The sequence below is a fragment of the Nocardioides sp. YJ-D4 genome (genome assembly GCF_054031495.1).
Genome location: NZ_CM132932.1, coordinates 2,273,860 through 2,299,202 on the forward strand (window position 1 = coordinate 2,273,860; position 25,343 = coordinate 2,299,202).

Here is a 25,343-nt window from a genome sequence, read left to right on the forward strand (position 1 = left end):
GTCCTAGTCCCAGAAGGTGATGGCGTCGCCGACATCGGAGGCTACCTCGCCGGCGCCCTCCGCGAAGTCGCTGACCCCGTCGACCACGGCCTCACCGAGCTCGCCGGCCTCGTCGACCACGAAGTCGGCGGCCTTGCCGGCGAGCCCCGAGCCGATGGCACCACCGATCACGCCACCGACGACACCGCCGATGACCGTGCCCGGGCCGGGGAAGATGCTGCCGATCGCGGCACCGGCCTGAGCGCCGGCCCAGGCTCCACCCGCGGCGCCCGCGGTCGTGATCGCGGAGGTGCTCACCGTACGGCTCACCCGCTCCGTCGTCGACAGCGACGGGTCGTCGGCGTCCTTCTGCCACTGCTCCCACGCCGAGGTGCCGGCCGTGACCACCCAGCCGGCCCGGGTCGCCCACTTGCCCGCGGTCAGCCACTTGCCGCGTACGGCTGCCTTGTTGGCCTTCGCGTGCCAGTTCTTGTCGCTGAGCACCTTCGCGGCGCGCTCCAGCTTCGTCAGGCTCGACGGGCTGGCGAACCGGCCGTTCACCCGCGGCTGGAACGTGCCGTAACGGCTCTTCACCATCCAGTCGACGCCGGCACCGGCACCCAGACCGGCCAGCCCCAGAGCGTACGCACCGATCTGCATGCCGTCGGAGAAGTCCTTCGGCAGCAGGCCCAGGTCCTCGAGGCGGTCCTCGATCCAGCCGTCGCCGGTCGACTTCGAGATCGCCTTGCCGAGGTCCTCGTGGGCGTTGTCCTCGTCCTTGCGAGCCGTCTCGACCCGGCTGACCAGGTCGTTCCACTTCTCGACCTTGGTGTTGTGGTCGTTGACGTCGCCCTCGGAGGCGTCCTCACCCGGGTCTGTCGGCGGCGAGATCATGGTGCCGCTGACCGTGAGCCCAGCGCCGCTGGCTTCGGTGCGGATCGTCGACATCTTGGTCTCGACCGCCTTGAGGTCGCCCGAGAAGGTCGAGAGACCCTTGCCCATGGCCTCGATGCGCGACTCGAGTTGGCGCAGGTCGCTCTTGCGCTTCTCCGCCTTGGACTCGAACGCGGCGCCCGCCTGGCCCTTCCAGGAACCGGCGGTCTTGATCGCCTTGCCGAGATCGTCGAGCGCGTCACCGACCGCGTCCTTGGCGGTCGTGCACGCATCCGCCGCGGTCTGCGCCGCCGACGCGTCGCCGTAGACCTTCGTGTCCATCGCCTCAGGCATCAGTTGCCCCTCACCCTCTGCTCATGACGCCGGCCCGCGTCGCCGGACGCGTCATCGGTCGTGGTCGCGTGGTCGAGAGCGTTCTGTACGCCGTCGCTGAGTGACCCGAGACCTTCTGCCATCCCGCCGACGGCCGCCGCCAGCGACGCCAGCGCGGTCGCGACCTCCGAGGACGACTCGCCCACGTCAGGTGTCTTCTGCAGCGGCTTGGCCTGCTTGAAGAGGTCGCCGCCGGCGGTGTCGAGCGTGCTCTTGATGGACCTGAGATCGTCGGGATTGACGTGCATGTCGTCGTCACTCATGCCTTCGTCCTACCCGCTTTCGCCGATTTCAAACAAGACGAAAGTAAAAAGCCCTATACGGCCGCCTCGGCCGGGCTCCGCACGTCCTGCTCACCCTCGACGATCCTGCGGGAGAGCAGGGCGAGCGCCTCGTCGAGCTTGGCGTCGTCGGCACCCCAGTCGGCGAGCTCGGTGACCAGCCACTGCTTGAACGCAGCGACCAGCTTGGCGAGCTCCTCCTTGCCCGCATCTGTCAGGGCGTACGCCGTCTCGTCGCCGTAGAGGTAGCCCTGCGCCGCGGCGGAGGCGAACGCCGGCGCCAGCACCGCTCCTGGCATACCGAGGCGGTGGCCGATCGCGACCAGCGAAGTCTCGCCGCCGACCCACTCGCGGATCCCGATCTGGCGTACGCACCACGCGGTCGCCGCGTCGAGATCGACCGCCGACTCCCGGAGCATGGTGAAGGTCTCCGGCGGTTGCCGGCGGACGAGCTGGGCGACGGCGGCATCGAGGCGCATCGCGCTGTCGGAGGAGTTGGGCATCGCGAAGCCGTCGCCCGTGTCGGTCGCGGCGGCCCTCGAGGTGCCGCGAAGGGGCACCTCCTTGAGGAAGAGCGCCACTAGGAACGCGAGCCCGGCGACAGGGACCGCGGCGAGGAAGACGATCTGCAGCGTCTCCGCGTAGGCGCCGATGATCGGCGCGCTCTGGGCGTCGGGCAGCGTGTGCAGCAGGGCGGGGGTCGCGACGTCGTTCGGGGAGACTCCGGCCGTGGCGAGGGCGGCGGGGAGCCGGTCGGCGAGCTGGTTGGCGTAGACGGTGCCCATGATCGAGGCGCCGAACGAGCTGCCCATCGTCCGGAAGAACGTCACGCCCGAGGTCGCGACGCCGAGGTCCTCGTAGGCCGCGGTGTTCTGCACGATGATCGTCAGGATCTGCATGCTCAGGCCGACACCCATGCCCATGATCAGCAGGTACAGCGACATCATCGGCGTGCTGGTGTCGGCGTCCATCGTCGAGAGCAGATAGAGCCCCAACGACATGATCAGCGCACCGGCGACCGGGAAGATCTTGTAGCGGCCCGTCCGGCCCACGATCGAACCCGCCACTGTCGATGTCACCAGCAGACCGATGACCATCGGCAGGGTGCGGATTCCGGACGACGTCGCGGAGACGCCGTGGACGTACTGCATGTAGGTCGGCAGGTAGGTCATCGCGCCGAGCATCGCGAAGCCGACGATGAACGAGAGCACGACGCTGACCGTGAACACCCGGTCCCGGAACAGCCGCAACGGCAGGATCGGCGAGACCGCCCGCGACTCGACCCAGACGAAGATCGCGAAGGCGACGGCCGAGCCGATGAACAGGCCGATGATGGTCGCCGATCCCCACGGGTACTCGGTCCCACCCCAGCTGACGGCCAGCGTCAGCATCGAGGCGCCGAGGCCGACGAAGAGGATGCCGAGGTAGTCGATCGAGGGTCGCTTGCCGCGGGCGATCTGCGGCAGCGTCAGGCTGGCGATCGCGATCACGGCGATGCCGAGCGGCAGGTTGATGTAGAACGCCCAGCGCCAGGAGAGGTGGTCGGTGAAGAGACCGCCGAGGAGCGGCCCGAGGACGGTGGTGGCGCCGAAGACCGCGCCGAGGGCGCCCTGATACTTCCCGCGGTCGCGCAGGGGGATGATGTCGCCGATCAGCGCCGTCGCGGTCACCATCAGGCCACCGGCGCCGATGCCCTGCACGGCTCTCGCACCGATCAGCCAGGCCATGTCGGTCGCGAAGCCGCACGCGGCCGAGGCGAGGATGAAGAGCCCGGCAGAGACCTGCAGCATCAACTTGCGACCGAAGAGGTCACCGAACTTTCCGGCCAGCACGGTCGCCACCGTCTCGGCCAGGAGGTAGGACGAGACCACCCAGGACAGGTGTCCGGCACCTCCGACGTCGGCCACGATCGTGGGCAGCGCTGTCGACACGATCGTCTGGTCGAGCGCCGCGAGCAGCATGCCGAGGAGCACGGTCCCGAAGATGAGATTGATCCGGCGCCGGCTCAGCTGAGGCTCGGCGTCCGACGTCGCCTGCGGTGCTGCCATTGCGACCCCCACGGTCTCGACTGGAATCAAACTAAGCCAAACTCCAGGTCGGTCAAGGGACCTCGCCGAATGTCAGGCAGCCTCCTCGTGGTGGTCGGCCAGGTCGCGGATCAGGCTCGCGGCCGGCTCGTGGACGAACTCCGCAAACCCGCCGAGCGCGGAAAGACCCTCCAGCGGCACGCCCACAGCGAGCGCCGTGATCGTCTCCGGTCGCACGAGCCACGCGGCCAGGCAGGCGGGATAGTCGGCCGGATGGTTGAACAGCTCGTCGAGCTCGACCAACCCATCGTCATCCGGATTCCTGAACGCATGCAGACCCGCGTCCATGGCGAGGTTGACCAGTCCGTACGGAATGTCGGTGAGCAAGCCGTCGTCGCGCAGCCCGCGGTGGGTCCAGATCTCCCCCGGCTCGTGACCCGGCCTGCCGGTCCTGTCACGCAGCGCGTCGATCCACCGCTCCGGCTCGTCCGCCACCGCGTACGCCACCTCCTCAGGCACCCGCAGCGGCGCGGTCTCGAACATCAGGCCGTCGTCGATGGGCACGATCCGGCCGATCACGCACTCGCCGTCGTCGACGAGCAGCCCGGCACCGATGTTGATCGTGGTCAGCTGCTCTCCGGTCCTCGGATCCTCCCAGAGCAGGTGTCGCGGCTCGCGTCCCAGCAGCCGTAGGCCACGCATCGGCGCCCGCACCCATTCCCAGATCCGGTCGGCACCGGCGATCAGGTCGCCGGACGCGTTGTGGCGCAAGAACGCCTCGAGCCCGCCGAGCTCGTAGAGGAAGGTCTGCCGGTAGACCCAGTCGCGATCCAAGATCTGGATCCGGTCGTCCTCCCGGTCACGTCCTGGGTCGGGGCCGCCACGGACGTCCAGCGCGACACGAATCGCCTTCGACATCCGCCACTGGTTGCGCGCGTTGGTGCTCTGCATCGCCTGTGCGACGATCCATCGCGAATGCGCCCACCTCGGCATGAGCGCCGCGAGCAGCCGCAGCTGTTCCAGCCGCTCGAGACGCGACGGATGCCAGAACTGCTCCTTGTCGAGCTGATCGCTGGTCGCGTGGATGATCTCCAGGGCTGACTTCACGTCACCGCGGGCCTCGGCGTCGTTCACCGCGAACATCGCCGGCCAATAGGGACTGTCGATGACCTTCTCCGCGAACGACCTCCGCCGCGGATCCCCGGGCCTGTTCGGCGGACGAGGTGACTTCTCACGCTTCTTTCGTTTGGGCATGACCCCAGCAGACCTCGGATCCCGAGGCCCCGCCAGCGCCTATCACCGGCCTGTGGATAACCCTGTCCCGGAACTCGCCTGTGGACAGTGATCGGCCCGCCGATCAGGCAAGAGCGAGGAAGAGCTTCTCCATCTTCTTGGTGTCGACGCTGTCGCGCCCACCCTCGGCGAGGCACTTCTCCAGCCCGGTGGCGACAAGCGCATAGCCGCCTCGGCTGACCGCCTTGTTGACCGCCGCGAGCTGGGTCAGGGCGTCTTCACACTCCGAGCCCTCCTCGAGCATCCGGATCACGGACGCGAGGTGTCCGTTGGCCTTCTTGAGTCGGGTGATGATGGCCTTGATCTCGTCAGGCTCGAGCTGCATGGTCGTCCTTCTTCTCTTCGGTGAGTGCTTCCAACATGCCAGTGAGGCGCTGGCGCGCGTCCGCCGCGACCTCGGCGACGCCGACGTCCGAGCTGAACGAGGTCATCGCAGCCGGATCGAAGATCTCCACCCGGGTCTCCTCCCCCTCGGCCGCCACCACGACGTTGCACGGCAGCATCGTCGCGATCCGCGGGTCGGCCTCGAGCGCGCGATGTGCGAGCTGGGGCCTGCAGGCTCCGAGAACCACCTGCTGCGGGATGTCGACACCGAGCTTGGCGTGCAGGGTGGCGGCCAGGTCGATCTCGGTGAGGACGCCGAATCCGGCGTCGCCGAGGAGGTCTCGCACGCGCGCCAAGGTCTCCGCGTACGACGCGGGGATGGTGGCGCTCAGGGTGAAGCTGGTCATCGGTTCTCCTTCGTCTTCAGTGATTCTATAACCCCCCGGGGGGTTATGCTACCGTCGTCAACGCAACCCCCCGGGGGGTTATGCCTGCCGAGGAGAGACAGTCCCTCGACCACGCCGAAAGGAGCCATCATGACCACCACGACCGACCACAGCTCACCTCACGGCAAGAGCGTCCTGCGTGACCTGGGACCGCTCCACCAGGAGCTACGCCGCGCCATCCCCGACGTCTACAAGGGCTGGGGCGGGCTCTCCAAGGCGGCCTTCACCGATGGCGCCCTCGACCGTAAGACCAAGGAGCTGATCGCCTTCGCGATCGGCGTGGTCGAGGGCTGCGACGGCTGCATCGCCTCCCACGGCCAGGCCGCCGCTCGCGCCGGCGCGAGCCCTCAGGAGGCAGCCGAGGCGATCGGCGTCACCTTCCTCATGCACGGCGGCCCCGCCACCATCCACGGCGCGCGAGCCTTCGACGCGTTCTGCGAGTTCGTCGACGCCCTCGACGCCGGCGAACCTCCCGCCTGAGCCCCGACCAGAACCACAGAAGCAGGAACCGAACCATGTGTCGCCCCGTCCGCTGCAAGAAGTGCAAGAAGACCACCTGGGCCGGCTGCGGCCGCCACGTCTCCGACATCAAGGCCTCCGTACCCGCCGGCCAGTGGTGCCCCGGCCACTCCGCCGACCCCAAGGACCCCAACGGCACCTGGCTGAGCCGCATCCTCGGCCACTGACCGCTGGGCATCGACAGAGCACACGAAACTGTCGGCGCCTGCACCTATCGTTCCGAGCAACGCTGGGCCGCGACGCCGACCGCGACCTCGACGACCTGGCGCTGGGCGGCAGGCTCACCGCCCGCCTTCGCTGGCACCAAGTGTTCGAGACTCAATGCCGAACGGCCGCCAGAGTCGCGCTACTACTGCAAAGCACGGGTCAATCTCGGCGCCCGCCGCTGTGGACGTGCACATGCAGGTGCTTGGAGTCCTGGTAGGCGCCTAGATTGGTGAGCACGGCCGCGGCGCCATGCTCGAGCTCCACGTCTCTGGCCACCGCTTGGACGACACCGAGCAGCTCACGTACATCGATCTCATCCTCGTCGCTCACAGTCGTGAGCGACCCGATGTGCCGTTTGGGCACCACCACGACGTGGACCGCCCAGAACGGCCGTGTGTGGTGGAACGCCAGCACCCTGGCGCTGTTGTGCACGACGTCGAGACGGTCGGGGTAAGGAATGGCGACGTCACAGTAGAAGTCGTTCCCGTCGTACGAGACACCGCTTGTCATCCAGAGACCATAGGCTGACGAGCGTGTTCGACGACATGGCGCCTGCTGTCGTGCTCGTCGTTCACGCCCACCCATAAAACGAACCCGGTCCCGCACCCTTCCTCAGGTGCGGGACCGGACTCATTCAGCCTTCAGGCTCAGCTGCAACCAGAGGTCGAGCCGCAGCCCTCGCAGACGTAGCAGGAGCCGGCGGGGCGCATCTTGGTGCCGCAGGTGAAGCAGAGCGGGCTGTCGATGGCCATGCCGCTGATCGACTCGAGCAGCTCGGCGGTGGTGTGGGCTGTGGCCTTCGGCGCCTCCTCGACGACCTCGGCCTCGGTCTCCTCCTCGACCTCGGCCTCGACCGGCTCGGCGACAGGAGCAGCCTTGCGCTCCGGAGCCGGCTTCTGGACCAGCTCAGCGGCGGTGGTGCCGTTGCCGAGCTGCTCGTAGGAGCCGGTCTCGAGGTAGCGCTGACGCTCGTCGGCGGAGTAGATGCCGAGAGCCGAGCGGTCCTCGAAGGACATGTAGTCCAGCGCCAGGCGGCGGAAGACGTAGTCCATGAGCGACTGCGCCATGCGTACGTCCGGGTCGTCGGTCAGACCGGCGGGCTCGAACTTCAGGTTGGTGAACTTGGAGACGTAGGTCTCCAGGGGCACGCCGTACTGGAGGCCGACGGAGACCGCGATGGAGAAGGCATCCATGACACCGGCCAGGGTCGAGCCCTGCTTGCCGAGCTTGAGGAAGACCTCACCGAGCTCGCCGTCGGCGTGGGCACCGGAGGTCATGTAGCCCTCGGCGCCACCGACCGTGAAGGAGGTGGTGCGCGAGACGCGGGACTTCGGCAGGCGCTTGCGGGTCGGCGCGTAGACGATCTTCTCGATGATCTTCTCGACGACCTCGGGCTCGACCTCGGCGGCCGCGGCCTCCGCAGCGGCAGCGGTGGAGAGGCCCTGGTCCTTCTTGGCGCCCTCCGACTTGCCGTCGGCCAGCGGCTGGCCGACCTTGCAGTTGTCGCGGTAGATCGCGGTGGCCTTCAGGCCCAGCTTCCACGACTCCATGTAGACCTGCTCGATCTCCTCGACCGTGGCGGTCTCGGGCAGGTTGACGGTCTTGGAGATCGCACCGGAGAGGAACGGCTGGGTCGCCGCCATCATGCGTACGTGGCCCATCGGCTGCAGGGCGCGCTTGCCCATCGCGGTGTCGAAGACCTCGTAGTGCTCCTGGCGCAGGCCGGGGGCGTCGATGACGTGGCCGTGCTCGGCGATGTAGGCGACGATCGCCTCGATCTGCTCGGGCTGGTAGCCCATCTTCTTCAGCGCGCGCGGGATCACCTGGTTGACGATCTGCATCGAGCCGCCGCCGACGAGCTTCTTGAACTTGACCAGCGAGAAGTCGGGCTCGATGCCGGTGGTGTCGCAGTCCATCATGAAGCCGATGGTGCCGGTCGGGGCGAGCAGCGAGGCCTGGGCGTTGCGGAAGCCGTTGACCTTGCCGATCTCGACGACGTCGTTCCACACGCGGGTCGCCGCGTCGATGATGTTGCGGTCGACCGGGTTGATCGAGCGGACCGCGTCGTTGGCGGCCTGGTGCTTGCGCATGACCCGCTGGTGGGCCTCGGCGTTGCGGGCGTAACCGGCGTACGGGCCGACGACACCGGCCAGCTCGGCCGAGCGCTTGTAGCCGGCACCAGTCATCAGCGAGGTGATGGCGGCGGCCATCGTGCGGCCACCCTCGCTGTCGTAGCCCAGACCCATCGCCATCAGCAGCGCGCCGAGGTTGGCGTAGCCGATGCCGAGCTGGCGGTAGTCGCGGGTGGTCTCGCCGATCGCCTCGGTCGGGAAGTCGGCGAAGCAGATGGAGATGTCCATCGCGGTGAAGACGACCTCGCAGGCCTGCTGGAAGCGCACGGCGTCGAAGGTGTCGTCGTCCTTGAGGAACTTCAGCAGGTTCAGCGACGCCAGGTTGCAGGAGGAGTTGTCCAGCGACATGTACTCCGAACACGGGTTGGAGCCGGTGATCCGGCCCGTCTCCGGGTTGGTGTGCCAGTCGTTGATCGTGTCGTCGTACTGCAGACCCGGGTCGGCACACTCCCACGCCGCGATCGAGATCTTGCGGAACAGCTCGCGAGCGTCGATCTCCTCGATGACCTCACCGGTCGTACGCGCTCGGAGGCCGAACTTCTTGCCCTCCTCGACAGCGCGCATGAACTCGTCGGAGACGCGCACGGAGTTGTTGGCGTTCTGGTACTGCACGGACGAGATGTCCTTGCCGCCCAGGTCCATATCGAAGCCGGCGTCGCGCAGCGCGCGGATCTTGTCCTCCTCGCGCGCCTTCGTCTCGACGAACTCCTCGATGTCGGGGTGGTCGACGTCGAGCACGACCATCTTCGCCGCGCGGCGGGTGGCGCCACCGGACTTGATGGTGCCCGCGGACGCGTCGGCGCCGCGCATGAAGGAGACCGGGCCCGACGCGGTGCCGCCGGAGGACTTCAGCAGCTCCTTGGAGGAGCGGATGCGGGAGAGGTTGAGACCGGCACCGGAGCCGCCCTTGAAGATCAGGCCCTCCTCCTTGTACCAGTTCAGGATCGAGTCCATGGAGTCGTCGACCGAGAGGATGAAACAGGCCGAGACCTGCTGGGGGGACTCGGTGCCGACGTTGAACCAGACCGGCGAGTTGAAGGCGAAGTGCTGGTTGACCAGCAGCCAGGTGAGCTCGCGACCGAAGAGGTCGGCGTCGGCGTCGGAGGCGAAGTAGCCGTTCTCCTTGCCGGAGGCGACGTAGGTGTTCACGACCCGGTCGATCAGCTGCTTCAGGCTCTGCTCACGCTTCTCGGTGCCGAGCGCGCCGCGGAAGTACTTGGTCGTCACGATCGTCGAGGCGTTGATCGACCAGAAGTCGGGGAACTCCACTCCGGTCTGCTCGAAGACGGTCTCGCCGGTCTTCCAGTTCTTCTGGACGACGTCGCGCCGCTCCCAGGTGATCTCGTCGTAGGGGTGGACGCCCTCGGTGCTGAAGATCCGCTCGATCTTCAGCCCGGCGCCTGCCTTCGCCGATGCCTGTGCCTCTGCTGCCGTGTCTGTCATTTCGTTCCCCCTGTTGTCATCGATCGCTGTGCCGTACTGCTGGTCGGTGCTGATGGTGGAGTCCTTGCTCTGTTCTATCTGTTTCCGCTGGCTGTGCCGTTGATTGGCCCGAGCAGGTCGCTTCCCCACGGCCTGCCCGGGCCGGTCTGTGTGTCCCGTGGGACCTAGTCGGAGCCCACCGGGGCCTCGACCGGATGTTCTGCCTCGAAGTCCTGGACTTCCCGTTCCGTACGCAGCATCTGGATCTCACGCTCGAAGTCCTCCACCGAGCCGAAGGCCCGGTAGACGCTCGCGAAGCGCAGGTAGGCCACCTCGTCGAGCTCCCGCAGCGGCGCGAGGATCGCCAGCCCCACCTCGTTGCTGGGAACCTCGGCCAGCCCCTGGCTGCGCAGCGCCTGCTCGACCTCCTGGCCGAGGCAGGCGAGCTGGTCCTCGGTGACCGGCCTGCCCTTGCACGCCTTGCGTACGCCGTGCACCGCCTTGTCGCGGCTGAACGGCTCCGCTGCGCCGGAGCGCTTGGCCACCATCAGCTGCATCTGCTCGACGGTCGTGAACCGCTTCCCACATTCCTGGCAGACCCGGCGGCGCCTGATCTGGCCACCGTCCTCGGCCACGCGGGAGTCGAGCACCTTGGTGTCGCTGTGTCGGCAGAACGGACAGTGCACGGTCGAGCCCCTCTCGTGAGACCTGTGGATCCAGGCCGTCTCATTGGCGGCCCGAGCCTGTGGAACCTGTGGATATGAGCGTGAGTCCCTGTGGAACAACACCCCCATCGCTGTGGGCCATCCGCCTGTTCATGTGAACTAGATGTGGATAACTACAGCGGTGTAACTACTAGATGTAGTGGTAACCGTACGCCCGCCCCCACGACGATGCAAGCGAGCGCCGTGTTTACCCGCGTGTCCGGCGTGTCGCCGGTCAAACACCGAAAGATTCCGGTTCAGCGGCGACGGACTGGCCTGGATGAGTAAGAATGACCCCCGTGACAAACATCTCCGGAGGAAATCGCGTCGGGTCGCGGAGAGGCACGCGCCCCAGAAGCGGTCCCCGGCCACCTTTCATCTTGCCTGCGATCGCGACACTGGCCTTCCTCGTCATCTGGGGAGTGCTCGTGTGGGTCGCCGTCGGTTTCGGGGCCGACGCACGGGGAGGCGATTCCGGCGCCTGGGCGAAGCTCGCCATCGCGGCGGTCGTTGCAGTCGCCTGCCTCTTCCTGACCTTCACCTTCGCCGGGAAGGCCTGGCGGGCCTTCTCCGGCTCCCCCACCACGCCACCCGCCGACGACTACGCCGGTAGCCACTCCAACGCCTACGTCGAGGAGCAGGACTACTCGGCCCCGGCCTACTCCGACCAGGCCTACCCTGAGCAGGCCTACCCGGAGCAGGACTACTACGGCACCGGCTCCTACGGCTACGACGACACCGGTTCGTACGGCCGGCACAGCTCCGACACCGGGAGCCAGCCGCCCTACGGCGACACCAGCAACCGCTCGGCCTACACCGACACCGGCTCCCAGTCGCCCTACGGCTACCCCAGCAGCGACCAGGTCTACGGCAACACCGGCAGCCGGGCCGCCTACGGTGCACCGTCCTACCAGCCGCCGACCAGCCCGCCGCCCGCCCCGCAGCCCTACTACTCCAGCCCGCCGACACCGACGTCGACGCCGCAGAGCACTTCGGGGTACGGCTCGCAGGGATACGGCACGGACAGCTACCCCACCCAGCAGGCCGGCTCCCCTCAGTATCAGTCGGGCGCCTACCAGACCCCGACCGGCTACGGCCAGACCGGCTCGCGGGCTCGCCTGACCCAGGACCCCGCCGCGACCCAGGCGATGCCCACCCAGCGCCAGCCCCAGGAACCGACGGCCGAGCCGGACGACGAGTGGCCGCCGCGACACAGCACACGCAACAAGCAGTGGCCGCCTGCCGAGCCGGACAGCCCCTACCGCGGGCGCCACTGACCCGACACAGCGAGAGTGCTGCAGACGCTTCCCATCGTCTGCAGCACTCTCACTTTTCCCCGGTAGCCGGCCGCCAGGGTCGAAGGAGCAGCCGGACATCTATGCGGCGCCGCCTACGGCGCGGTCGGAACGATCAGCGTCTGTCCGGACACGAGCATCGAGGACTCGAGACCGTTGAGCTCCTTGATCCTCTGCTCCATCTCCCGAATCGAGGAGTCGGTGCCGGCGACGGCCTTCGAGGAAATGTCCCAGAGCGTGTCGCCATCGCCGACGACCATCGTGTGGGCGGAGGTGGAGGGGCTTTTGTCGGCACCGTTCTCCACCGCGAACGCCACCCGCGCCCCGATCAGCGCGATCCCGAAGAGCACGACGAGCGCGAATGCGAACACGACGACTCGGCCGCGACGCGTGAGCCGCACGGTCGAGCGACGCACCTCCGGCGCCGGACGCGGCGGCTCGGCTACGGGCAGCACATAGACGGTTGCACTCATCTCACGGCCTCCTGATCACAAGTCTCTCGATCACGTGTTCGATCGAGCACATGTTCGAAGGTAGATCACGTGTTCGAACAACGCAAGTAGCGACCCCAAGAATTTTCGAACGCCGACACGCGCCGCCCGCGAGGTCGAACAAATGTTTGATGTCGTGGTGCCAGAGGGACTAATGTGATGACATGACCACGCAGAAGACAGGCACCGGATCAGGCGGTTCGAAGAAGAGCCGCGTCCGCGAGCTGCCCGACGGGCCGCCGGACGCGACCGGGCTCACGCCGCGTCAGCAGCGCATCCTCGCTCACCTGCGCGACAGCATCGAGCAGCGCGGCTACCCGCCCAGCATGCGCGAGATCGGGGCCGCGGTCGGGCTGACCAGCACCAGCAGCGTCGCCCACCAGCTCCGTGCGCTCGAGCAGCGTGGTCTGATCCGCAAGGACCCGAAGCGACCGCGCGCTCTCGAGGTCTTCCTCCCGGAGGTGATGGCCCACCGCAAGGCCATGTCCGGCGAGGAGCCCGAGTCGACGATCACCGCCGAGGCCGACATCAACCCCAACCCCGACGCCGCCATGGTCCCCCTGGTCGGGCGGATCGCGGCCGGTGGCCCGATCCTGGCCGAGGAGACCTCGAGCCAGCAGAGCATCGAGGACGTCTTCCCGCTGCCCAAGCAGCTGGTCGGCAACGGCGACCTCTTCCTGCTCTCGGTCTCCGGTGACTCGATGGTCGACGCGGCGATCTGCGACGGCGACTTCGTGGTCGTGCGCCAGCAGCCGACCGCCGAGAACGGCGAGATCGTGGCCGCGCTGATCGACGGCGAGGCCACGGTCAAGACGCTCTCCCGCAAGGACGGCAAGGTCTGGCTGCTGCCGCACAACGCGGCGTACGAGCCGATCGACGGCACCCACGCGACCATCCTCGGCAAGGTGACGGCGGTTCTGCGAAGCCTCTGAGCCCTCCCGGAACCAGTCGGGGAACACTGCGTGAAATCCAGCCGCCGGCCCATGACAGGGCCGGCGGCTGCGTCGTTCCATACAGCGTGACCCAGACGCAGATCGACCGCCGGACCCTCATCGCCGCCGGGCTGGCGACCGCCGCAGGGGCCGGAGCCATCGCTCTTCCCGAGCCCGCCGAGGCCGCGGGCAGCACGCTCAACCACTTCCAGCACGGTGTCGCCTCCGGTGACCCGCTCCCGGACCGCGTGGTCATCTGGACCCGGGTCACGCCGACCGCGGACGCGACCCCGGGGTCCGGGCAGGGTGAGGAGGTCCTGGTCCGCTGGGAGGTGTCACCCACCGCCGACTTCGGCCGCGTCACCGCGAAGGGATCCCAGCAGACGGGCCCCGACCGCGACCACACCGTGAAGCTCGACGTCTCCGGCCTGGCCCCGGAGAGCTGGTACTTCTACCGCTTCACCTACAACGGCCAGACCAGCCGGGTCGGCCGCACCCGCACCGCTCCGGCCGCGGACGCAACCCCGGAGAACGTACGTTTCGGGGTGGTCTCCTGCTCCAACCTGCAGGCAGGCTGGTTCGCGTCCTACCGCCACCTGGCCGCCCGCGACGACCTGCACGCGATCCTCCACCTGGGCGACTACCTCTACGAGTACGCGCCCGGCGAGTACGGCTACGGCATGACCAACGAGGACGTCCGGCCGCACGAGCCGGCCCACGAGATGCACACGCTGGCCGACTACCGGATCCGGCACGCGCAGTACAAGCGCGACGCCGACCTCGCCGCCGCCCACGCCCGGCTTCCCTGGATCGTCACCTGGGACGACCACGAGTCGGCCAACGACGCCTGGCTGCTGGGCGCCGAGAACAACGAGCCCGGCGAGTACGACTGGATCGACCGCAAGACCAACGCCAACCAGGCCTATGACGAGTGGATGCCGCTGCGCGTCGACGGCACGGCCACGGTGGAGACCGACGGCCACCTCCACGACCGCATCTACCGGCGGCTGCGCTTCGGCAACCTGCTCGAGCTGAGCATGCTCGACCTGCGCTCCTACCGCTCCCAGCAGGTCGCCCGCACCGACCTCGCCGGCGTCGACGACCCCGACCGCACCATCACCGGCGACGAGCAGCTTGCCTGGCTCAAGGACGGCCTGCTCACCGATGCCCAGTGGAAGATCGTCGGCAACCCGGTGATGATCGCGCCGGTCACGTTCGGCGCGCTCCCGAAGAGCCTCATCAGCCCGGTCAACGACGTCACCGGCCTGCTGCCCGACAACGGCATCGCCTACAACGTGGACCAGTGGGACGGCTACACCGCCGACCGCACCGAGCTCTTCGAGCACATCCGCAACAACGCGATCACCGACACCGTCTTCGTCACCGGCGACATCCACTCGGCGTGGGCCTGCGACCTGCCGTACGACTCCGCCGTCTACCCGCTCGGCAGGACCGCCGGGGTCGAGTTCGTGGCCACCTCGGTGACCTCGAACAACCTCAAGGACATCCTCGGTGCACCGCGCCGCACGGTCAGCCTCACGGTCGAGAACATCATCAGGACCGCCAACCGCCACGTCCGCTACCTCAACTTCGACGACCACGGCTTCTCCGTCCTCGACGTGACCCGCAACCGGGCTCAGATGGACTGGTACGTCATCGGCGAGCGCAAGGACTCCAACACCGCCGCCACCTGGACCAGGTCGTACGCCACCGCAACCGGAAGCAACAGGCTCCATCACGTCACGGAGCCCGTCTAGGCCGTGTCCCCCGGACACAGCGGCGCCGTGCGCTTAGACTGCCCAGGTCTGCCTTCCCGAACGTCTGGTATCTCATGCGAAACATTGCCCGCCGGATCAACCGCAAACAACGATCCCTCGTCCTGATCGCAGGCATGGTCGTCGCGACATTCGTCGCCACCATGCCCGCAACCGGTTCGACGCCGGCGACCTCGGTGAAGACCGGCGGTGACACAAGCGCCGAGCAGCCGGTGACGGAGAAGGCGGCCCGGGAGGCGCTCGCCGCGGCCAAGAAGGTCAAGCGCAACCAGTCGGTACGCGGCGCCCGCCAGGTCGTGCCCGGGCGGCACGTCGCCGGCCGGCCCGACGCGACCATCGCGCTGACCGACCTGTGGAACGCCAAGGACGCCCTGGACGGCTCCAACAAGGCGGCTGCGCGTGAGCTGCTCGCCCGCCCGCGCACCGCTACCCAAACCTGCAGCGACGCGGTCTGCGTCCACTACACGCCGGGCAAGGGCGGCGACCGCGCCTCGTCGACGTACGCGAACCAGGTCCGCGACGTGGTCACGAAGGTCCACAACCTCTACGTGCAGGCGGGCTACCGCAAGCCCGCAGCCGACAAGTCGGTCACCCCGGGCAAGGTCGACATCTACCTGGAGAACCTCTACGACGAGGGCTACTACGGCTACTGCGCGCCGGAGACCAAGGTCTCCAAGACCGCCGCGACGGCGTACTGCGTCATGGACAACGACTACGCCACCAGCGAGTACGGCACGGTCAACACACCCACCGAGAACCTCCGGGTGACCGCCGCCCACGAGTACTTCCACGCGGTCCAGTTCGCCTACGACGCCGGCGAGGACCGTTGGATGATGGAGTCGACCGCGACCTGGGTCGAGGACGAGGTCTACGACAGCATCAACGACAACCGCCAGTACCTGGGCTACGGCCAGCTCGAGGACCAGCGCAAGCCGCTGGACAACTCCTACGCCTCCAACCTCGGTATCTACGGCAACTGGATCTTCTTCCGCTACCTGTCCGAGCGCTTCGCCAGGGAGCGCGGGACCCTGCCGGAGGTCGTCCTCTCGATCTGGAACCGAGCGCCGTCGACCTACTCGACCACCGCCATCCGGCAGGCGCTCGCCGCTCGTGGCACCACGCTGAAGCAGCAGTACATCCGCTTCGCCGCCGCCAACCTGGCCCCCTCGAAGACCTACAGCGAAGGCCGGTTCTACTACCCGCCGGTCTACGACGGCCGCACTGCGCTGCCCGCCAAGCGCCAGACCGTCGACGGCCAGTTCACCCTCAAGCACCTGACCTACGCCTCCCAGCGCCTCGTCCCGAAGAACGTCGGCAAGGGCTGGAAGCTGCGGGTCAAGGTCGACGTGGCCCGGCCCAACGCCAACGGCGCCGTGGTGAGCATCTTCCGCACCGACGGCACCCGCGGCGTCTACTACCTCAAGCCCAACAGCAAGGGCATCGCCACCAAGACCATCGAGGGCTTCTCCTCGAAGCGGATCCGCAAGGTCGAGGTCACCTTCGCCAACGCGAGCAGCAACTTCAACTGCGGCCAGGGCACCGCGTTCTCGTGCCACGGCATCGCGACCCCCGACAAGGCCACCCACCGCTGGTGGGCGAAGACCTACCGCTGACCCTCAGATCACGCCGAGTCGGCTCGTTCCAACGAGCCGACTCGGCGTGATTTTCGGTCAGGACGAGGCCATCTCCGACAGTCGCTTGAGGGCCTTCCGTACGACGTCGGGGTCGGTCGTGGCCCACATCGGCGGCAGGCTGGCCTTGAGGAATCCGCCGTAGCGGGCGGTGGCCAGGCGGGCGTCCAGGACGGCCACCACGCCACGGTCAGTGGTGGTGCGGATCAGCCGGCCGGCACCCTGGGCGAGCAGCAGCGCGGCATGGGTGGCGGCGACCTGCATGAACCCGTTGCCGCCGGCCTTGTCCGCCGCCTGCTGCCGGGCTGACATCAGCGGGTCGTCGGGCCGCGGGAACGGGATCCGGTCGATGATCACGAGCTGGCAGGTGTCGCCGGGGACGTCGAGGCCCTGCCACAGCGACAGCGTGCCGAAGAGCACCGTGTGCGGGTCGGCGACGAACTGCGCGGCGAGCTCCGGCAGCTGCGCGTCGCCCTGGGCCAGCGTGGTCAGGTGCGGCAGCTTCTGGCGCACGACCTCGGCCGCGGCCTCGGCGGCGCGCCGGGAGGAGAAGAGCCCGAGCGTACGCCCGTCGGCGGCGTCGACCAGGTCGACGATCTCGTCGAGGGTCTTGGCGCCCATGCCATCGCGTCCGGGAGGAGGCAGGTGGCGGGCGACGTAGAGGATCCCCTGCTTGCCGTAGTCGAACGGGCTGCCGACGTCGAGCCCGATCCACGGCAGCACGTCATCGGTACGCTGCGCCCCGGCGCCCACCTCGGTGCGCTCGTCCGCCTTGAGCCCGAGGGATCCGGCCACGGGGCCGAAGTCGCCGCCGAGCTTGAGGGTCGCCGAGGCGAAGACGACGGTCTTCTCGGTGAGCAGCTTCTCGCGCATCTGCGCCCAGACCTGCAGCGGCGCCACGCAGAGCCGCGGCGGGATCCGGTCCCCGCCCTCGTTGAGCCAGATCACGTCGTGCTCGGAGGCGGCGGCCATCCGCTCGGCGGTGGTGAAGACCTCCTGGAGGCCGCCCTTGGCCTGCTGGAAGCCGGGGTCGGCGCCCTCGGAGTCCTTCGGCTTCGGAAGCGCGGAGAGCGCGGACCGAGCGGCGTCGCGCACCAGCACGAGCGCGTCCGAGACGACCTCCGGCAGCGTGATCAGCCGCCCGGGCGAGGTCTCGTTGATCGCCGCCCGCAACGCGTCGGAGGCGTCGGCGAGGTCATCGGCCTCGGAGCCCTCGATGTGCTTCTGGGCCCGTCGGGCGGCCCGCTCCACCTCGGCCGCGGTCAGCTCGTCGGTCGCCGCCTGGGTCACCCGGGCGACGAGCTCGTGGGCCTCGTCGATCACCACGGCGTCGTACTCCGGGATCATCGGCACGCCCTCGATCGCGTCGATCGCGAGCAGGGAGTGGTTGGTGACGATCAGGTGGCTCTTCTGGGCCTTGTCGCGGGCGACCTCGGCGAAGCACTCCTCACCGAAGGGACACTTGGCGGCGCCGAGGCAGTCGCGGTGGTTGACGGAGACCTGGCGCCACTCGCGGTCGGTGTGGCGGGGCGCGGAGTCGCGCTCGCCGCTGCCGCCCTTCTCCGCCTCCTTCTCGGCCCAGCTGCGCAGCTCGAGGACCTTCTCGGCCATCGGGCCCAGCGGGACGTCGACCAGGGTGCCCTGGTCGTCGGGGGCGCCCTCGCGCACCCGGTGGAGGCAGGCGTAGTTGGAGCGGCCCTTGAGGACGGCGTAGGACGCGTCGACGCCGGGGCGCGAGCCGATCGCCTTGACCAGGCGCGGCAGGTCACGCTCGACGAGCTGGTGCTGCAGCGCCAGGGTCGCGGTGGCGATCACGACCCGGCTGTCGTGGAGCAGCGACGGGACCAGGTAGGCCAGCGACTTCCCGGTGCCGGTGCCGGCCTCGACCAGCAGGTGCTCCTCGTCGGCCAGTGCCTGCGCGACCGCGTCGGCCATCAGCACCTGACCCTCACGGGTGGCCCCGCCGAGGGTCGCGACCGCATCCGCCAGTGCTTCACGTACGGGCGTCGGGGATGCGGTTTCGGTGACGGTCACTTGGGCAACCTTAGCCGTGGGCGGGGACAGTCTCCGATCGGCTCTCCGCGATCCGGCGGGCGACGATCTCCCCGAACTGCATGTGGCCCGCCACGGTCAGGTGGGTGTTGTCCTCGAGCATCGGCAGCTCGAGGTCGAAGACGTTGATGTACGTCACCCCGTACTCCGCCGAGACCCGCCGCATCATCTTGTTGACGCCCCGGATGGCCTTGGCGCGGGAGTTCACCTTGGGCGCGCTGAGCACGATCACCTCGTGGCCCTTCAGCTCGTCCAGGGTGGCCCGGAAGCCCTTCTCGACGTCGTCGAGATCGCTCTTGGAGTCATTGATGCCGCCCTCGAGCACGACCAGGTCAGCCCCCTGCGCCACCGCGTCGGGAACCCGCTCGGGGAACGAGATCGGGCCGCACCGCTCCATCAGCTCGTGCGAGTAGCCGGTGCCGCCGAAGCCGGACACCCGCACCTCGCCGTCGAGATAGCGCGGCCAGGACAGGCCGGGGTCGTCCAGCCCGAAGCCAGAGGCCCAGGAGTCACCGATCACGACGACCTTCTCGCCGGCTCCGGTCACCACAGAGGCGCGGGTCACCGACTCGGCGGCCAGCCGCGTGCACAGGTCCTGGGTCACCTCGGACTCGTGGCTCGCCTTCTGCCCTGGGAGCGCGCCCTCGTCCTGACTGCCGCAGCCCGCCAGCGTGGCCACCATGACAGCACCAGCCAGCGCGCTCACGATCGTGGCGCGCGCCGCGTGGCGTACCTCTGTCCGCATCCCTGACCTCTCCGACGACTGATCGTCCCAAGTGTGAGGGACCAGCCTGTCATCGCCAATGTCGCAACGCCGGATCAGCGTCGAAGATCAGCGCCCGAGATCACGCAGAGTGCGCGCTGCGCGCGCTTACTCCCTCGCTCGGCGCGAACGGACGAGCAAGCTCGCCGCTCGGCCTCGCTCAGTTCGTGTACGCAGCCAGCTCCCCGGCCAGGTCCGCGTTGGCACGGCCCTTGACAATGGTGCCTTCGGCAGTGTGCTCGAGGTGGTCGATCTCGCCGTGCTGGTGGATCCGGTTGACCAGGTCGCCCCGCTCGTAGGGAACCAGCGCGGAGAACTCGACACCCGGTCGCGGCAAGTCGGTCTCGACGGCCTTGATGGCCGCGTCGATGCCCTCGCCGGTCTTGGCCGAGACCGCGACCGAGTGGGGCTCGGCGCGCAGCAGCCTGGCGATCACCAGCGGGTCGGAGATGTCGGCCTTGTTGATCACGACCAGCTCCGGCACCTCGCTGGCACCGATCTCGGCGAAGACCTCGCGCACCGCGGCCAGCTGACCCTCGGGATCAGGGTGAGAACCGTCGACGACGTGCACGACCAGATCGGCGTCGGCGACCTCCTCCAGCGTCGAGCGGAAGGCCTCGACGAGCTGGTGGGGCAGGTGGCGCACGAACCCGACGGTGTCGGACATCGTGTAGACCCGGCCGTCCTCGGTGGTGGTGCGGCGGGTGGTCGGGTCCAGGGTCGCGAAGAGCGCGTCCTCGACGAGCACCCCGGCACCGGTGAGCCGGTTGAGCAGCGACGACTTGCCGGCGTTGGTGTAGCCGGCGATCGCGACCGCCGGGATGTGGTGGCGCTTGCGGTCGGCACGCTTGGTGTCGCGGGTGCCCTTCATCGCCTTCAGCTCACGGTTGAGCTTGGCGATCTTGGTGTTGATCCGGCGGCGGTCGGTCTCGATCTTGGTCTCACCAGGACCACGGCCACCGATACCGGCACCACCGGCGACACGGCCACCGGCCTGGCGGGACAGGTTGCCACCCCAACCACGAAGCCGCTGCTTCATGTAGTTGAGCTGGGCGAGCTCCACCTGTGCCTGGCCCTCGCGCGACTTGGCGTGCTGGGCGAAGATGTCGAGGATCAACGCGGTCCGGTCGACGACCTTGACCCCGGTGCGGTCCTCGAGGTTCCTGAGCTGGCTCGGGGCCAGCTCGCCGTCGGCGATCACGGTGTCGGCGCCGGTCGCGGCGACGATCTCCTTGAGCGCCTCGACCTTGCCGCGTCCGATGTACGTCGCGGGGTCCGGCGCCTGGCGGCGCTGGTAGATAGCCTCGAGCACCTCCGAGCCGGCCGTCTCGGCGAGGAGCGCGAGCTCGGCCAGGGAGTTCTCGGCATCGGTCTGGGTGCCGCCGGCCCACACGCCCACGAGCACCACTCGCTCCAGGCGAAGCTGGCGGTATTCGACCTCGGTGATGTCCTCGAGCTCGGTGCGCAGGCTGGCGACGCGCTTGAGCGCGTGCCGCTCGGCGAGCTCCATCGCACCGACGGTGGGGTCGATGTCCTCGGGATCCTCGTCGGCGTAGCCGGACTCGAACCCGTCCTCGAGCGCGTCCCAGTCCTCGGTGGCCTCGAGCTCGTCAGCGAGTGAAAAATCGTGTGCGTTGTTCGTCATATACCAACAAGGGTACGGCGCCGCACCACCCGGGGGACAATGCTTATCCGAGAGCGCGCCTCAGCGCTGCTCCAGGGCCTCTCGCAGAACGGTTCCGACGTCCTCCGGCCGCTCGGCGACGTACGCCGCCCCGCCGGTCGCATCGGCGATCGCCTGCAGCGTGCCGAGGTCGGCGTCGGCGGTGATACCGATTCCCAGGATGCGGACCGGCCGCCGTGGGTCGGAGGCAGCCTCGAGCTGGCGTACGAGCTCCGCCACGTCCATCGATTCGGGGTCGTCGTTGGTGCCGTCGGTGAACAGGAGCACGTCGTTGGAGGCCAGCGGGTCGTAGGAGGCGACCGCGGCCTGGTAGGCCGCCAGGGCGGTGTCGTGCAGGGAGGTGCCGCCACCGGTGCGCTCGGTGAGACCGGCGATCTCCTCGGTCAGCTGCGCGCGCTGGTCCTTCGAGGCCAGCTGACGGGTGGGGACGAGCACCTTGTGGTCCGCACCCAGCGTGCCCTCGGTCTTCTCGGAGAAGGCCCAGAGCCCGAGCGCGGCGCTGCCGGGAAGGAGACCGACGGCCTCCGAGGCCGCCTTCTGGGTGAGCTGGAGGCGGGTGGTGGCACCGTCGGGAGCGGCCGGCCAGGCCATCGAGCCGGAGACGTCCATGACCGCGATCGCCCGGGTCGGCCGAAGCCTCGCGTTCCACTCCGCGGCCGTCTCCGCCAGCGCGGCCGTGTCGACGCGGGTGTACGCGCCCACGTTGGGCGCCGGCTTGCCGGCTCCGGTGGTGCGGAACCCGGCCTGGGTCAGCGCGGTGTCGGCGGCGCCGCTGTCGAGCACCCTGGCGAAGCTGGTGATCGAGGCGGCGATCGAGTTGCGGCGCGAGGCGTCGGCGGTGATCAGGACCGGGTAGTCGAGGACCACCGTGCCCTCCTTCGGGGCACTGGCCTTCAGCGACGGCGCGTACGTCGACCACTGCTGTTCGCTGGTTGCGGTCACTCCGCTCATGACCGTCTGCAGCTCGGCCAGGCGTGCCGAGTCGGTCGGCCCAGCGCCCTCCACGCCGGAGGCGAGCCGCTCTGCGTACGGCTCCAGCTTGGCCTCGCTCTGGGGCTTGCCCCGGCTCGCGACGGCCGTGCCGAGCGCGCTCATCATCCGCTGGGGGTCGCCCATCAGCAGGTCGTCCTCGGCGAAGGCCTCGGCGTAGGAGGTGCGGGTGAGCCCGTCGCCGGAGACGAGCACGACCGGCGAGGAGGCCATCGAGGCCCGCAGCGTCACCGGCTCGACGGCCGGGTCGATCCGGTCCATCCAGACCGAGGAGTCAGGGATCCACACATCGGGGAGATCGCCGTCGAGCGCCAGCGGCTGGAGGACCCGGTCGGCCTTGGTCGCCTCCACCTCGATCTGGCCGCAGCCGGCGTCCTCGAGGATGTTGCCCACGACGGTCGCCGCCTCGGGAGCCACCGCGACCGTCATGTCCGGGCCGAGACAGCTCCGGTCGTCGGTCGAGTCCGCGTTGCCGTTGGCGACCAGCGCGGTCGCGAGCAGGCACAGGGCCAGTACGCCGGCCGCACCGGCGATCACGCCGATCGTCTCCCGCGTCAGGCGTGGCTCGCGCGAGGGCTCGCCCGGTCCCGCCGACCCCGTGGGGTCGTCGGGCTCGATGATCGCGAGCGCCTTCGACGTACTGGTGTCCGCCTTATCGGACATGCGAACTCCTTGCTCCGACATCCGCGGAGCGGTCATGAAACGGTCCGCGGCTGGCGCACACATTAGCGGTGCGCCAGCCGTCGGGGTACTTCTTGCCTTCAGTTACTTCGGTGGCATCCGGATGCCACCGTCGACGCGGATCGTCTCGCCGTTCATGTAGTCGTTGGTCAGACACTCCACGACCATGCTGGCCAGCTCCGCCGGCTCACCGAGCCGGTGCGGGAACAGCACGCTCTCGCCGAGCTTGGCCTTGAACGCCTCCGACTCCGGGCCCTCGCCGTAGATCGGGGTGTCGATCAGCCCCGGGGCGACGGTGTTGACGCGGATGCCGACGGCGGCGAGGTCGCGCGCGAGCGGGAGGGTGAGGCCGACGACGCCGCCCTTGGACGAGGAGTAGGACACCTGCCCGATCTGGCCGTCGAAGGCCGCCACGCTGGCCAGGTTGACGATCGCGCCACGCTGCCCGTTGGCGTCGGGCTCGTTGCGGCTGATGTAGGTCGCGGCCTGGCGGCACATGTCGAAGGTGCCGATCAGGTTGATCGCGATGACCTTCTTGTACGCGTCCAGGTCGTGCGCCGAGCCGATCTGGGCGTCGCGGCCGATGGTGCGCTGCGCCCACCCGATCCCGGCCGAGTTGACCACCGCCTTCAGCGGCGCGATCTCCACGGCCCGCTCCACGGCGTTGGTGATCTGGTCGGTGTCGGTGACATCGACGGGCACGAACAGGCCCTTGATCTCCTCCGCGAGGGCCTCGCCCTTGTCCTTCTGCATGTCCGCGACGATCACCGTCGCACCCTTGGCCGCCAGCGCCCGGGCGGTCGCCGCCCCGATCCCACTGGCCGCACCGGTCACGATCGCTGTGCTATCAGTCAACTCCATGGGCAGCACCATAGACGTGACCACCCTCACGATGGTGAATACCCGTTAACCGTCTCGCAGTCAGAGCGCGGTGGTGCCCTCGGCGATCAGGACCGCCGGCCCGGTGAGCAGCACCCGGTCGTCGGTCGTCCAGGTGACGTGGAGCGTGCCGCCTGGGACATCGACCCGGTACGTCACATCGGCATCGCGCGCGATCGCGAGACCGTCGGCCTCGGCGGCCGCGACCATCACCGCGCAGGCTCCGGTGCCACACGAGCGAGTCTCGCCCGCGCCGCGCTCGAAGACCCGCATGGCGACGTGACGCTCGGCGACGCGTTCGAAGAACTCCACGTTCACCCCGTGCGGGTAGACCGCCTCGTCGAATATCGGGGAGTCGTAGAGGTCACCGACGGGGCCGTGGGGGTCGATCGACTCGACCTCGGCGGCGGCGTGCGGGTTGCCCATGTCGACGTTGCATGCCGACCAGAAGTGGTGGGCGACGGTGACCTGGGTCGACCCGAGCAGCTTCGGCGAGCCCAGGTCCGCGGTCCAGACGTCTCCGGACGCCCGGAGGATTTTGTCGCCGGCGCGGGTCGCGAAGGTGACCTCGTCGCCGGCGAGCCCGACGGAGCGCAGATACTCCGCGAAGACCCGGGTGCCGTTGCCGCACATCTCGGCTCGGGTGCCGTCGGCGTTGCGGTAGTCCATGAACCACTCGGCGTCGCTGACCGGACGGTCCTCACCGGTGTAGGCGGCCGTCCGGATCACCCGCAGGATCCCGTCGCCGCCGATGCCGGCCCGGCGGTCGCACAGCGCCCGGACCCGGTCGGCCATCTCCTCTTCCGAGAGGGCGCCGTGCACCGACCCGTCGACGTCCGGCAGCAGCACGAAGTCGTTCTCCGTACCGTGCCCCTTCAAGAACGCGTAGGACATCAGTACAGGAACTTCGAGTAAGTGTCGGTGCGGTAGTAGTCCTCCATCTCCGCAAGCGTACGCGGGTCGTTCTCGACCTGCTTGGCGATGACCGCACGCTTGGGGAGGTGGTCGGGGTCCCACGTCTCCGGGTCCCACAGGCCCGAGCGCAGGAACGCCTTCGCGCAGTGGAAGAAGATGTCGTCGATGTCGACGACCAGGGCGAGGATCGGCCGCTTGCCCTTCACGACCATCTCGTCGAAGAACGGTGCGTCCGAGACCAGCCGGGCGCGACCGTTGATCCGCAGCGTGTCGCCGCGGCCCGGGATCAGGAAGTTGAGCCCGACGTGCGGGTTGGCGAGCACGTTGCGGTAGTCGTCGACCCGCTTGTTGCCCGGACGCTCCGCGATCGCGATCGTCTTGTCGTCGATGACGTGCACCAGCGACCCGGCCGGGTCCCCCTTCGGCGAGGCGTCGCAGTTGCCGGCGGCGTCCGAGGTCGCGAGCACGCAGAACGGCGTCGCGGCGAGCCACTGCCTGTCGATGTCGAGGAGCGCCGGGCGCCCCTTGGTCACCGCCCGCTCGTTCGGCACGCCGACCAGGTCGACGAGCTCCTCGAGCGTGCTGATCTCAGTCCAGGTAGGGGTCACGGCCTCAGGGTACGAGGCGGGCGCGCGGGCAGCCGAATCATTTCGCC

The 25,343-nt window shown here is 68.8% G+C and carries 23 protein-coding genes; 6 read left to right on the top strand and 17 right to left on the bottom strand.

Translation table 11 applies throughout. The features are described from left to right. Positions 1-3: 3 nt before the first annotated feature. The 6 genes from ACW14X_RS10790 to ACW14X_RS10815 all read right to left on the bottom strand — a co-directional run bounded on the left by ACW14X_RS10790 (position 4) and on the right by ACW14X_RS10815 (position 5,577). A complete protein-coding gene (locus ACW14X_RS10790) occupies positions 4-1,206 on the bottom strand; it encodes a WXG100 family type VII secretion target (protein ID WP_457165595.1) in 1,203 nt (400 codons plus the stop codon). Then, on the bottom strand, positions 1,206-1,508 hold the full coding sequence (locus tag ACW14X_RS10795; protein ID WP_160025414.1) for a hypothetical protein: 303 nt from the start codon (positions 1,506-1,508) through the stop codon (positions 1,206-1,208). Before ACW14X_RS10795 ends, ACW14X_RS10790 begins: the two co-directional genes overlap by 1 nt. Before the next feature lie 53 nt (positions 1,509-1,561). After that, the gene (locus ACW14X_RS10800) at positions 1,562-3,574 is read right to left on the bottom strand and encodes an MDR family MFS transporter (RefSeq protein ID WP_457165596.1); all 2,013 of its coding nucleotides are present in this window, start codon (positions 3,572-3,574) and stop codon (positions 1,562-1,564) included. Positions 3,575-3,646: 72 nt separating this feature from the next. Beyond that, on the bottom strand, positions 3,647-4,807 hold the full coding sequence (locus tag ACW14X_RS10805; RefSeq protein ID WP_457165597.1) for a hypothetical protein: 1,161 nt from the start codon (positions 4,805-4,807) through the stop codon (positions 3,647-3,649). 103 nt (positions 4,808-4,910) lie between these two features. Beyond that, positions 4,911-5,171, bottom strand: coding sequence for a metal-sensitive transcriptional regulator (locus tag ACW14X_RS10810; RefSeq protein ID WP_091051628.1), 261 nt, complete (start codon positions 5,169-5,171; stop codon positions 4,911-4,913). Continuing rightward, positions 5,155-5,577 (bottom strand): DUF302 domain-containing protein, encoded by a 423-nt coding sequence (locus ACW14X_RS10815; protein ID WP_457165598.1) that lies wholly within the window; start codon positions 5,575-5,577, stop codon positions 5,155-5,157. The genes ACW14X_RS10810 and ACW14X_RS10815 overlap by 17 nt, the downstream gene beginning before the upstream one ends. Positions 5,578-5,706: 129 nt before the next feature. Between ACW14X_RS10815 and ACW14X_RS10820 the strand changes: the two genes are divergently transcribed. After that, a complete protein-coding gene (locus ACW14X_RS10820; RefSeq protein WP_457165599.1) occupies positions 5,707-6,096 on the top strand; it encodes a carboxymuconolactone decarboxylase family protein in 390 nt (129 codons plus the stop codon). 35 nt (positions 6,097-6,131) lie between these two features. Continuing rightward, the gene (locus ACW14X_RS10825; protein WP_201451140.1) at positions 6,132-6,302 is read left to right on the top strand and encodes a hypothetical protein; all 171 of its coding nucleotides are present in this window, start codon (positions 6,132-6,134) and stop codon (positions 6,300-6,302) included. 199 nt (positions 6,303-6,501) lie between these two features. On the opposite strand, the gene ACW14X_RS10830 is transcribed toward ACW14X_RS10825, so the two are convergent. The 3 genes from ACW14X_RS10830 to nrdR form a co-directional block, all read right to left on the bottom strand. Then, complete coding sequence (locus ACW14X_RS10830) at positions 6,502-6,852, bottom strand: HIT domain-containing protein (RefSeq protein ID WP_457165600.1); 351 nt, start codon at positions 6,850-6,852, stop codon at positions 6,502-6,504. 137 nt (positions 6,853-6,989) lie between these two features. Beyond that, entirely contained in the window at positions 6,990-9,917 is a 2,928-nt protein-coding gene (locus tag ACW14X_RS10835) for a vitamin B12-dependent ribonucleotide reductase (RefSeq protein WP_457165601.1), read from the bottom strand. Positions 9,918-10,081: 164 nt separating this feature from the next. Further along, the gene (gene nrdR / locus ACW14X_RS10840; protein WP_160025421.1) at positions 10,082-10,582 is read right to left on the bottom strand and encodes a transcriptional regulator NrdR; all 501 of its coding nucleotides are present in this window, start codon (positions 10,580-10,582) and stop codon (positions 10,082-10,084) included. Between the two features lie 398 nt (positions 10,583-10,980). Here nrdR and ACW14X_RS10845 point away from each other — a divergent pair, with 398 nt between their 5' ends. Then, positions 10,981-11,877 (top strand): hypothetical protein, encoded by an 897-nt coding sequence (locus tag ACW14X_RS10845; RefSeq protein WP_457165602.1) that lies wholly within the window; start codon positions 10,981-10,983, stop codon positions 11,875-11,877. Positions 11,878-11,990: 113 nt separating this feature from the next. Here ACW14X_RS10845 and ACW14X_RS10850 read toward each other — a convergent pair whose 3' ends face one another. Beyond that, positions 11,991-12,368, bottom strand: coding sequence for a LysM peptidoglycan-binding domain-containing protein (locus ACW14X_RS10850; protein WP_160025423.1), 378 nt, complete (start codon positions 12,366-12,368; stop codon positions 11,991-11,993). Positions 12,369-12,550: 182 nt separating this feature from the next. On the opposite strand from ACW14X_RS10850, the gene lexA reads away from it, so the two are divergent. From lexA to ACW14X_RS10865, 3 genes are all read left to right on the top strand, one after another. After that, positions 12,551-13,318: a transcriptional repressor LexA gene (lexA, locus tag ACW14X_RS10855; protein WP_160025424.1), complete on the top strand. Its 768-nt coding sequence runs from the start codon at positions 12,551-12,553 to the stop codon at positions 13,316-13,318. 86 nt (positions 13,319-13,404) lie between these two features. Continuing rightward, positions 13,405-15,075 carry an alkaline phosphatase D family protein gene (locus tag ACW14X_RS10860; RefSeq protein ID WP_457165603.1) on the top strand — a complete coding sequence of 557 codons (1,671 nt, stop codon included), beginning with the start codon at positions 13,405-13,407 and terminating at the stop codon, positions 15,073-15,075. Positions 15,076-15,149: 74 nt separating this feature from the next. Then, positions 15,150-16,706, top strand: a complete 1,557-nt coding sequence (locus tag ACW14X_RS10865) for an MXAN_6640 family putative metalloprotease (protein ID WP_457165604.1) — start codon at positions 15,150-15,152, stop codon at positions 16,704-16,706. Positions 16,707-16,763: 57 nt separating this feature from the next. Here ACW14X_RS10865 and ACW14X_RS10870 read toward each other — a convergent pair whose 3' ends face one another. From ACW14X_RS10870 to ACW14X_RS10900, 7 genes are all read right to left on the bottom strand, one after another. Beyond that, complete coding sequence (locus ACW14X_RS10870; protein ID WP_457165605.1) at positions 16,764-18,758, bottom strand: ATP-dependent DNA helicase; 1,995 nt, start codon at positions 18,756-18,758, stop codon at positions 16,764-16,766. A gap of 10 nt (positions 18,759-18,768) precedes the next feature. Continuing rightward, entirely contained in the window at positions 18,769-19,521 is a 753-nt protein-coding gene (locus ACW14X_RS10875; RefSeq protein WP_457165606.1) for an SGNH/GDSL hydrolase family protein, read from the bottom strand. 178 nt (positions 19,522-19,699) lie between these two features. Next, positions 19,700-21,184, bottom strand: a complete 1,485-nt coding sequence (gene hflX / locus ACW14X_RS10880; RefSeq protein ID WP_160025429.1) for a GTPase HflX — start codon at positions 21,182-21,184, stop codon at positions 19,700-19,702. A 60-nt stretch (positions 21,185-21,244) separates the two neighbouring features. Further along, positions 21,245-22,876: a VWA domain-containing protein gene (locus tag ACW14X_RS10885; protein ID WP_457165607.1), complete on the bottom strand. Its 1,632-nt coding sequence runs from the start codon at positions 22,874-22,876 to the stop codon at positions 21,245-21,247. A 102-nt stretch (positions 22,877-22,978) separates the two neighbouring features. Then, complete coding sequence (locus ACW14X_RS10890; RefSeq protein ID WP_350838553.1) at positions 22,979-23,755, bottom strand: SDR family NAD(P)-dependent oxidoreductase; 777 nt, start codon at positions 23,753-23,755, stop codon at positions 22,979-22,981. A 60-nt stretch (positions 23,756-23,815) separates the two neighbouring features. Continuing rightward, positions 23,816-24,667: a diaminopimelate epimerase gene (dapF, locus tag ACW14X_RS10895; RefSeq protein ID WP_457165608.1), complete on the bottom strand. Its 852-nt coding sequence runs from the start codon at positions 24,665-24,667 to the stop codon at positions 23,816-23,818. Beyond that, positions 24,667-25,296 (bottom strand): pyridoxamine 5'-phosphate oxidase family protein, encoded by a 630-nt coding sequence (locus ACW14X_RS10900; RefSeq protein WP_457165609.1) that lies wholly within the window; start codon positions 25,294-25,296, stop codon positions 24,667-24,669. Before ACW14X_RS10900 ends, dapF begins: the two co-directional genes overlap by 1 nt. Between the last annotated feature and the right edge of the window lie 47 nt (positions 25,297-25,343).

Bases quoted from the DNA above. Each gene is read 5' to 3' on its own strand.
- ACW14X_RS10825 (WP_201451140.1), top strand. From the start codon at position 6,132: ATGTGTCGCCCCGTCCGCTGCAAGAAGTGCAAGAAGACCACCTGGGCC.
- ACW14X_RS10835 (WP_457165601.1), bottom strand. From the start codon at position 9,917: ATGACAGACACGGCAGCAGAGGCACAGGCATCGGCGAAGGCAGGCGCC.
- ACW14X_RS10885 (WP_457165607.1), bottom strand. From the start codon at position 22,876: ATGTCCGATAAGGCGGACACCAGTACGTCGAAGGCGCTCGCGATCATC.
- ACW14X_RS10875 (WP_457165606.1), bottom strand. From the start codon at position 19,521: ATGCGGACAGAGGTACGCCACGCGGCGCGCGCCACGATCGTGAGCGCG.
- ACW14X_RS10810 (WP_091051628.1), bottom strand. From the start codon at position 5,171: ATGCAGCTCGAGCCTGACGAGATCAAGGCCATCATCACCCGACTCAAG.
- dapF (WP_457165608.1), bottom strand. From the start codon at position 24,667: ATGTCCTACGCGTTCTTGAAGGGGCACGGTACGGAGAACGACTTCGTG.
- ACW14X_RS10805 (WP_457165597.1), bottom strand. From the start codon at position 4,807: ATGCCCAAACGAAAGAAGCGTGAGAAGTCACCTCGTCCGCCGAACAGG.
- ACW14X_RS10795 (WP_160025414.1), bottom strand. From the start codon at position 1,508: ATGAGTGACGACGACATGCACGTCAATCCCGACGATCTCAGGTCCATC.
- ACW14X_RS10820 (WP_457165599.1), top strand. From the start codon at position 5,707: ATGACCACCACGACCGACCACAGCTCACCTCACGGCAAGAGCGTCCTG.
- ACW14X_RS10830 (WP_457165600.1), bottom strand. From the start codon at position 6,852: ATGACAAGCGGTGTCTCGTACGACGGGAACGACTTCTACTGTGACGTC.
- ACW14X_RS10800 (WP_457165596.1), bottom strand. From the start codon at position 3,574: ATGGCAGCACCGCAGGCGACGTCGGACGCCGAGCCTCAGCTGAGCCGG.
- ACW14X_RS10865 (WP_457165604.1), top strand. From the start codon at position 15,150: ATGCGAAACATTGCCCGCCGGATCAACCGCAAACAACGATCCCTCGTC.
- ACW14X_RS10790 (WP_457165595.1), bottom strand. From the start codon at position 1,206: ATGCCTGAGGCGATGGACACGAAGGTCTACGGCGACGCGTCGGCGGCG.
- hflX (WP_160025429.1), bottom strand. From the start codon at position 21,184: ATGACGAACAACGCACACGATTTTTCACTCGCTGACGAGCTCGAGGCC.
- ACW14X_RS10850 (WP_160025423.1), bottom strand. From the start codon at position 12,368: ATGAGTGCAACCGTCTATGTGCTGCCCGTAGCCGAGCCGCCGCGTCCG.
- ACW14X_RS10815 (WP_457165598.1), bottom strand. From the start codon at position 5,577: ATGACCAGCTTCACCCTGAGCGCCACCATCCCCGCGTCGTACGCGGAG.
- lexA (WP_160025424.1), top strand. From the start codon at position 12,551: ATGACCACGCAGAAGACAGGCACCGGATCAGGCGGTTCGAAGAAGAGC.
- ACW14X_RS10890 (WP_350838553.1), bottom strand. From the start codon at position 23,755: ATGGAGTTGACTGATAGCACAGCGATCGTGACCGGTGCGGCCAGTGGG.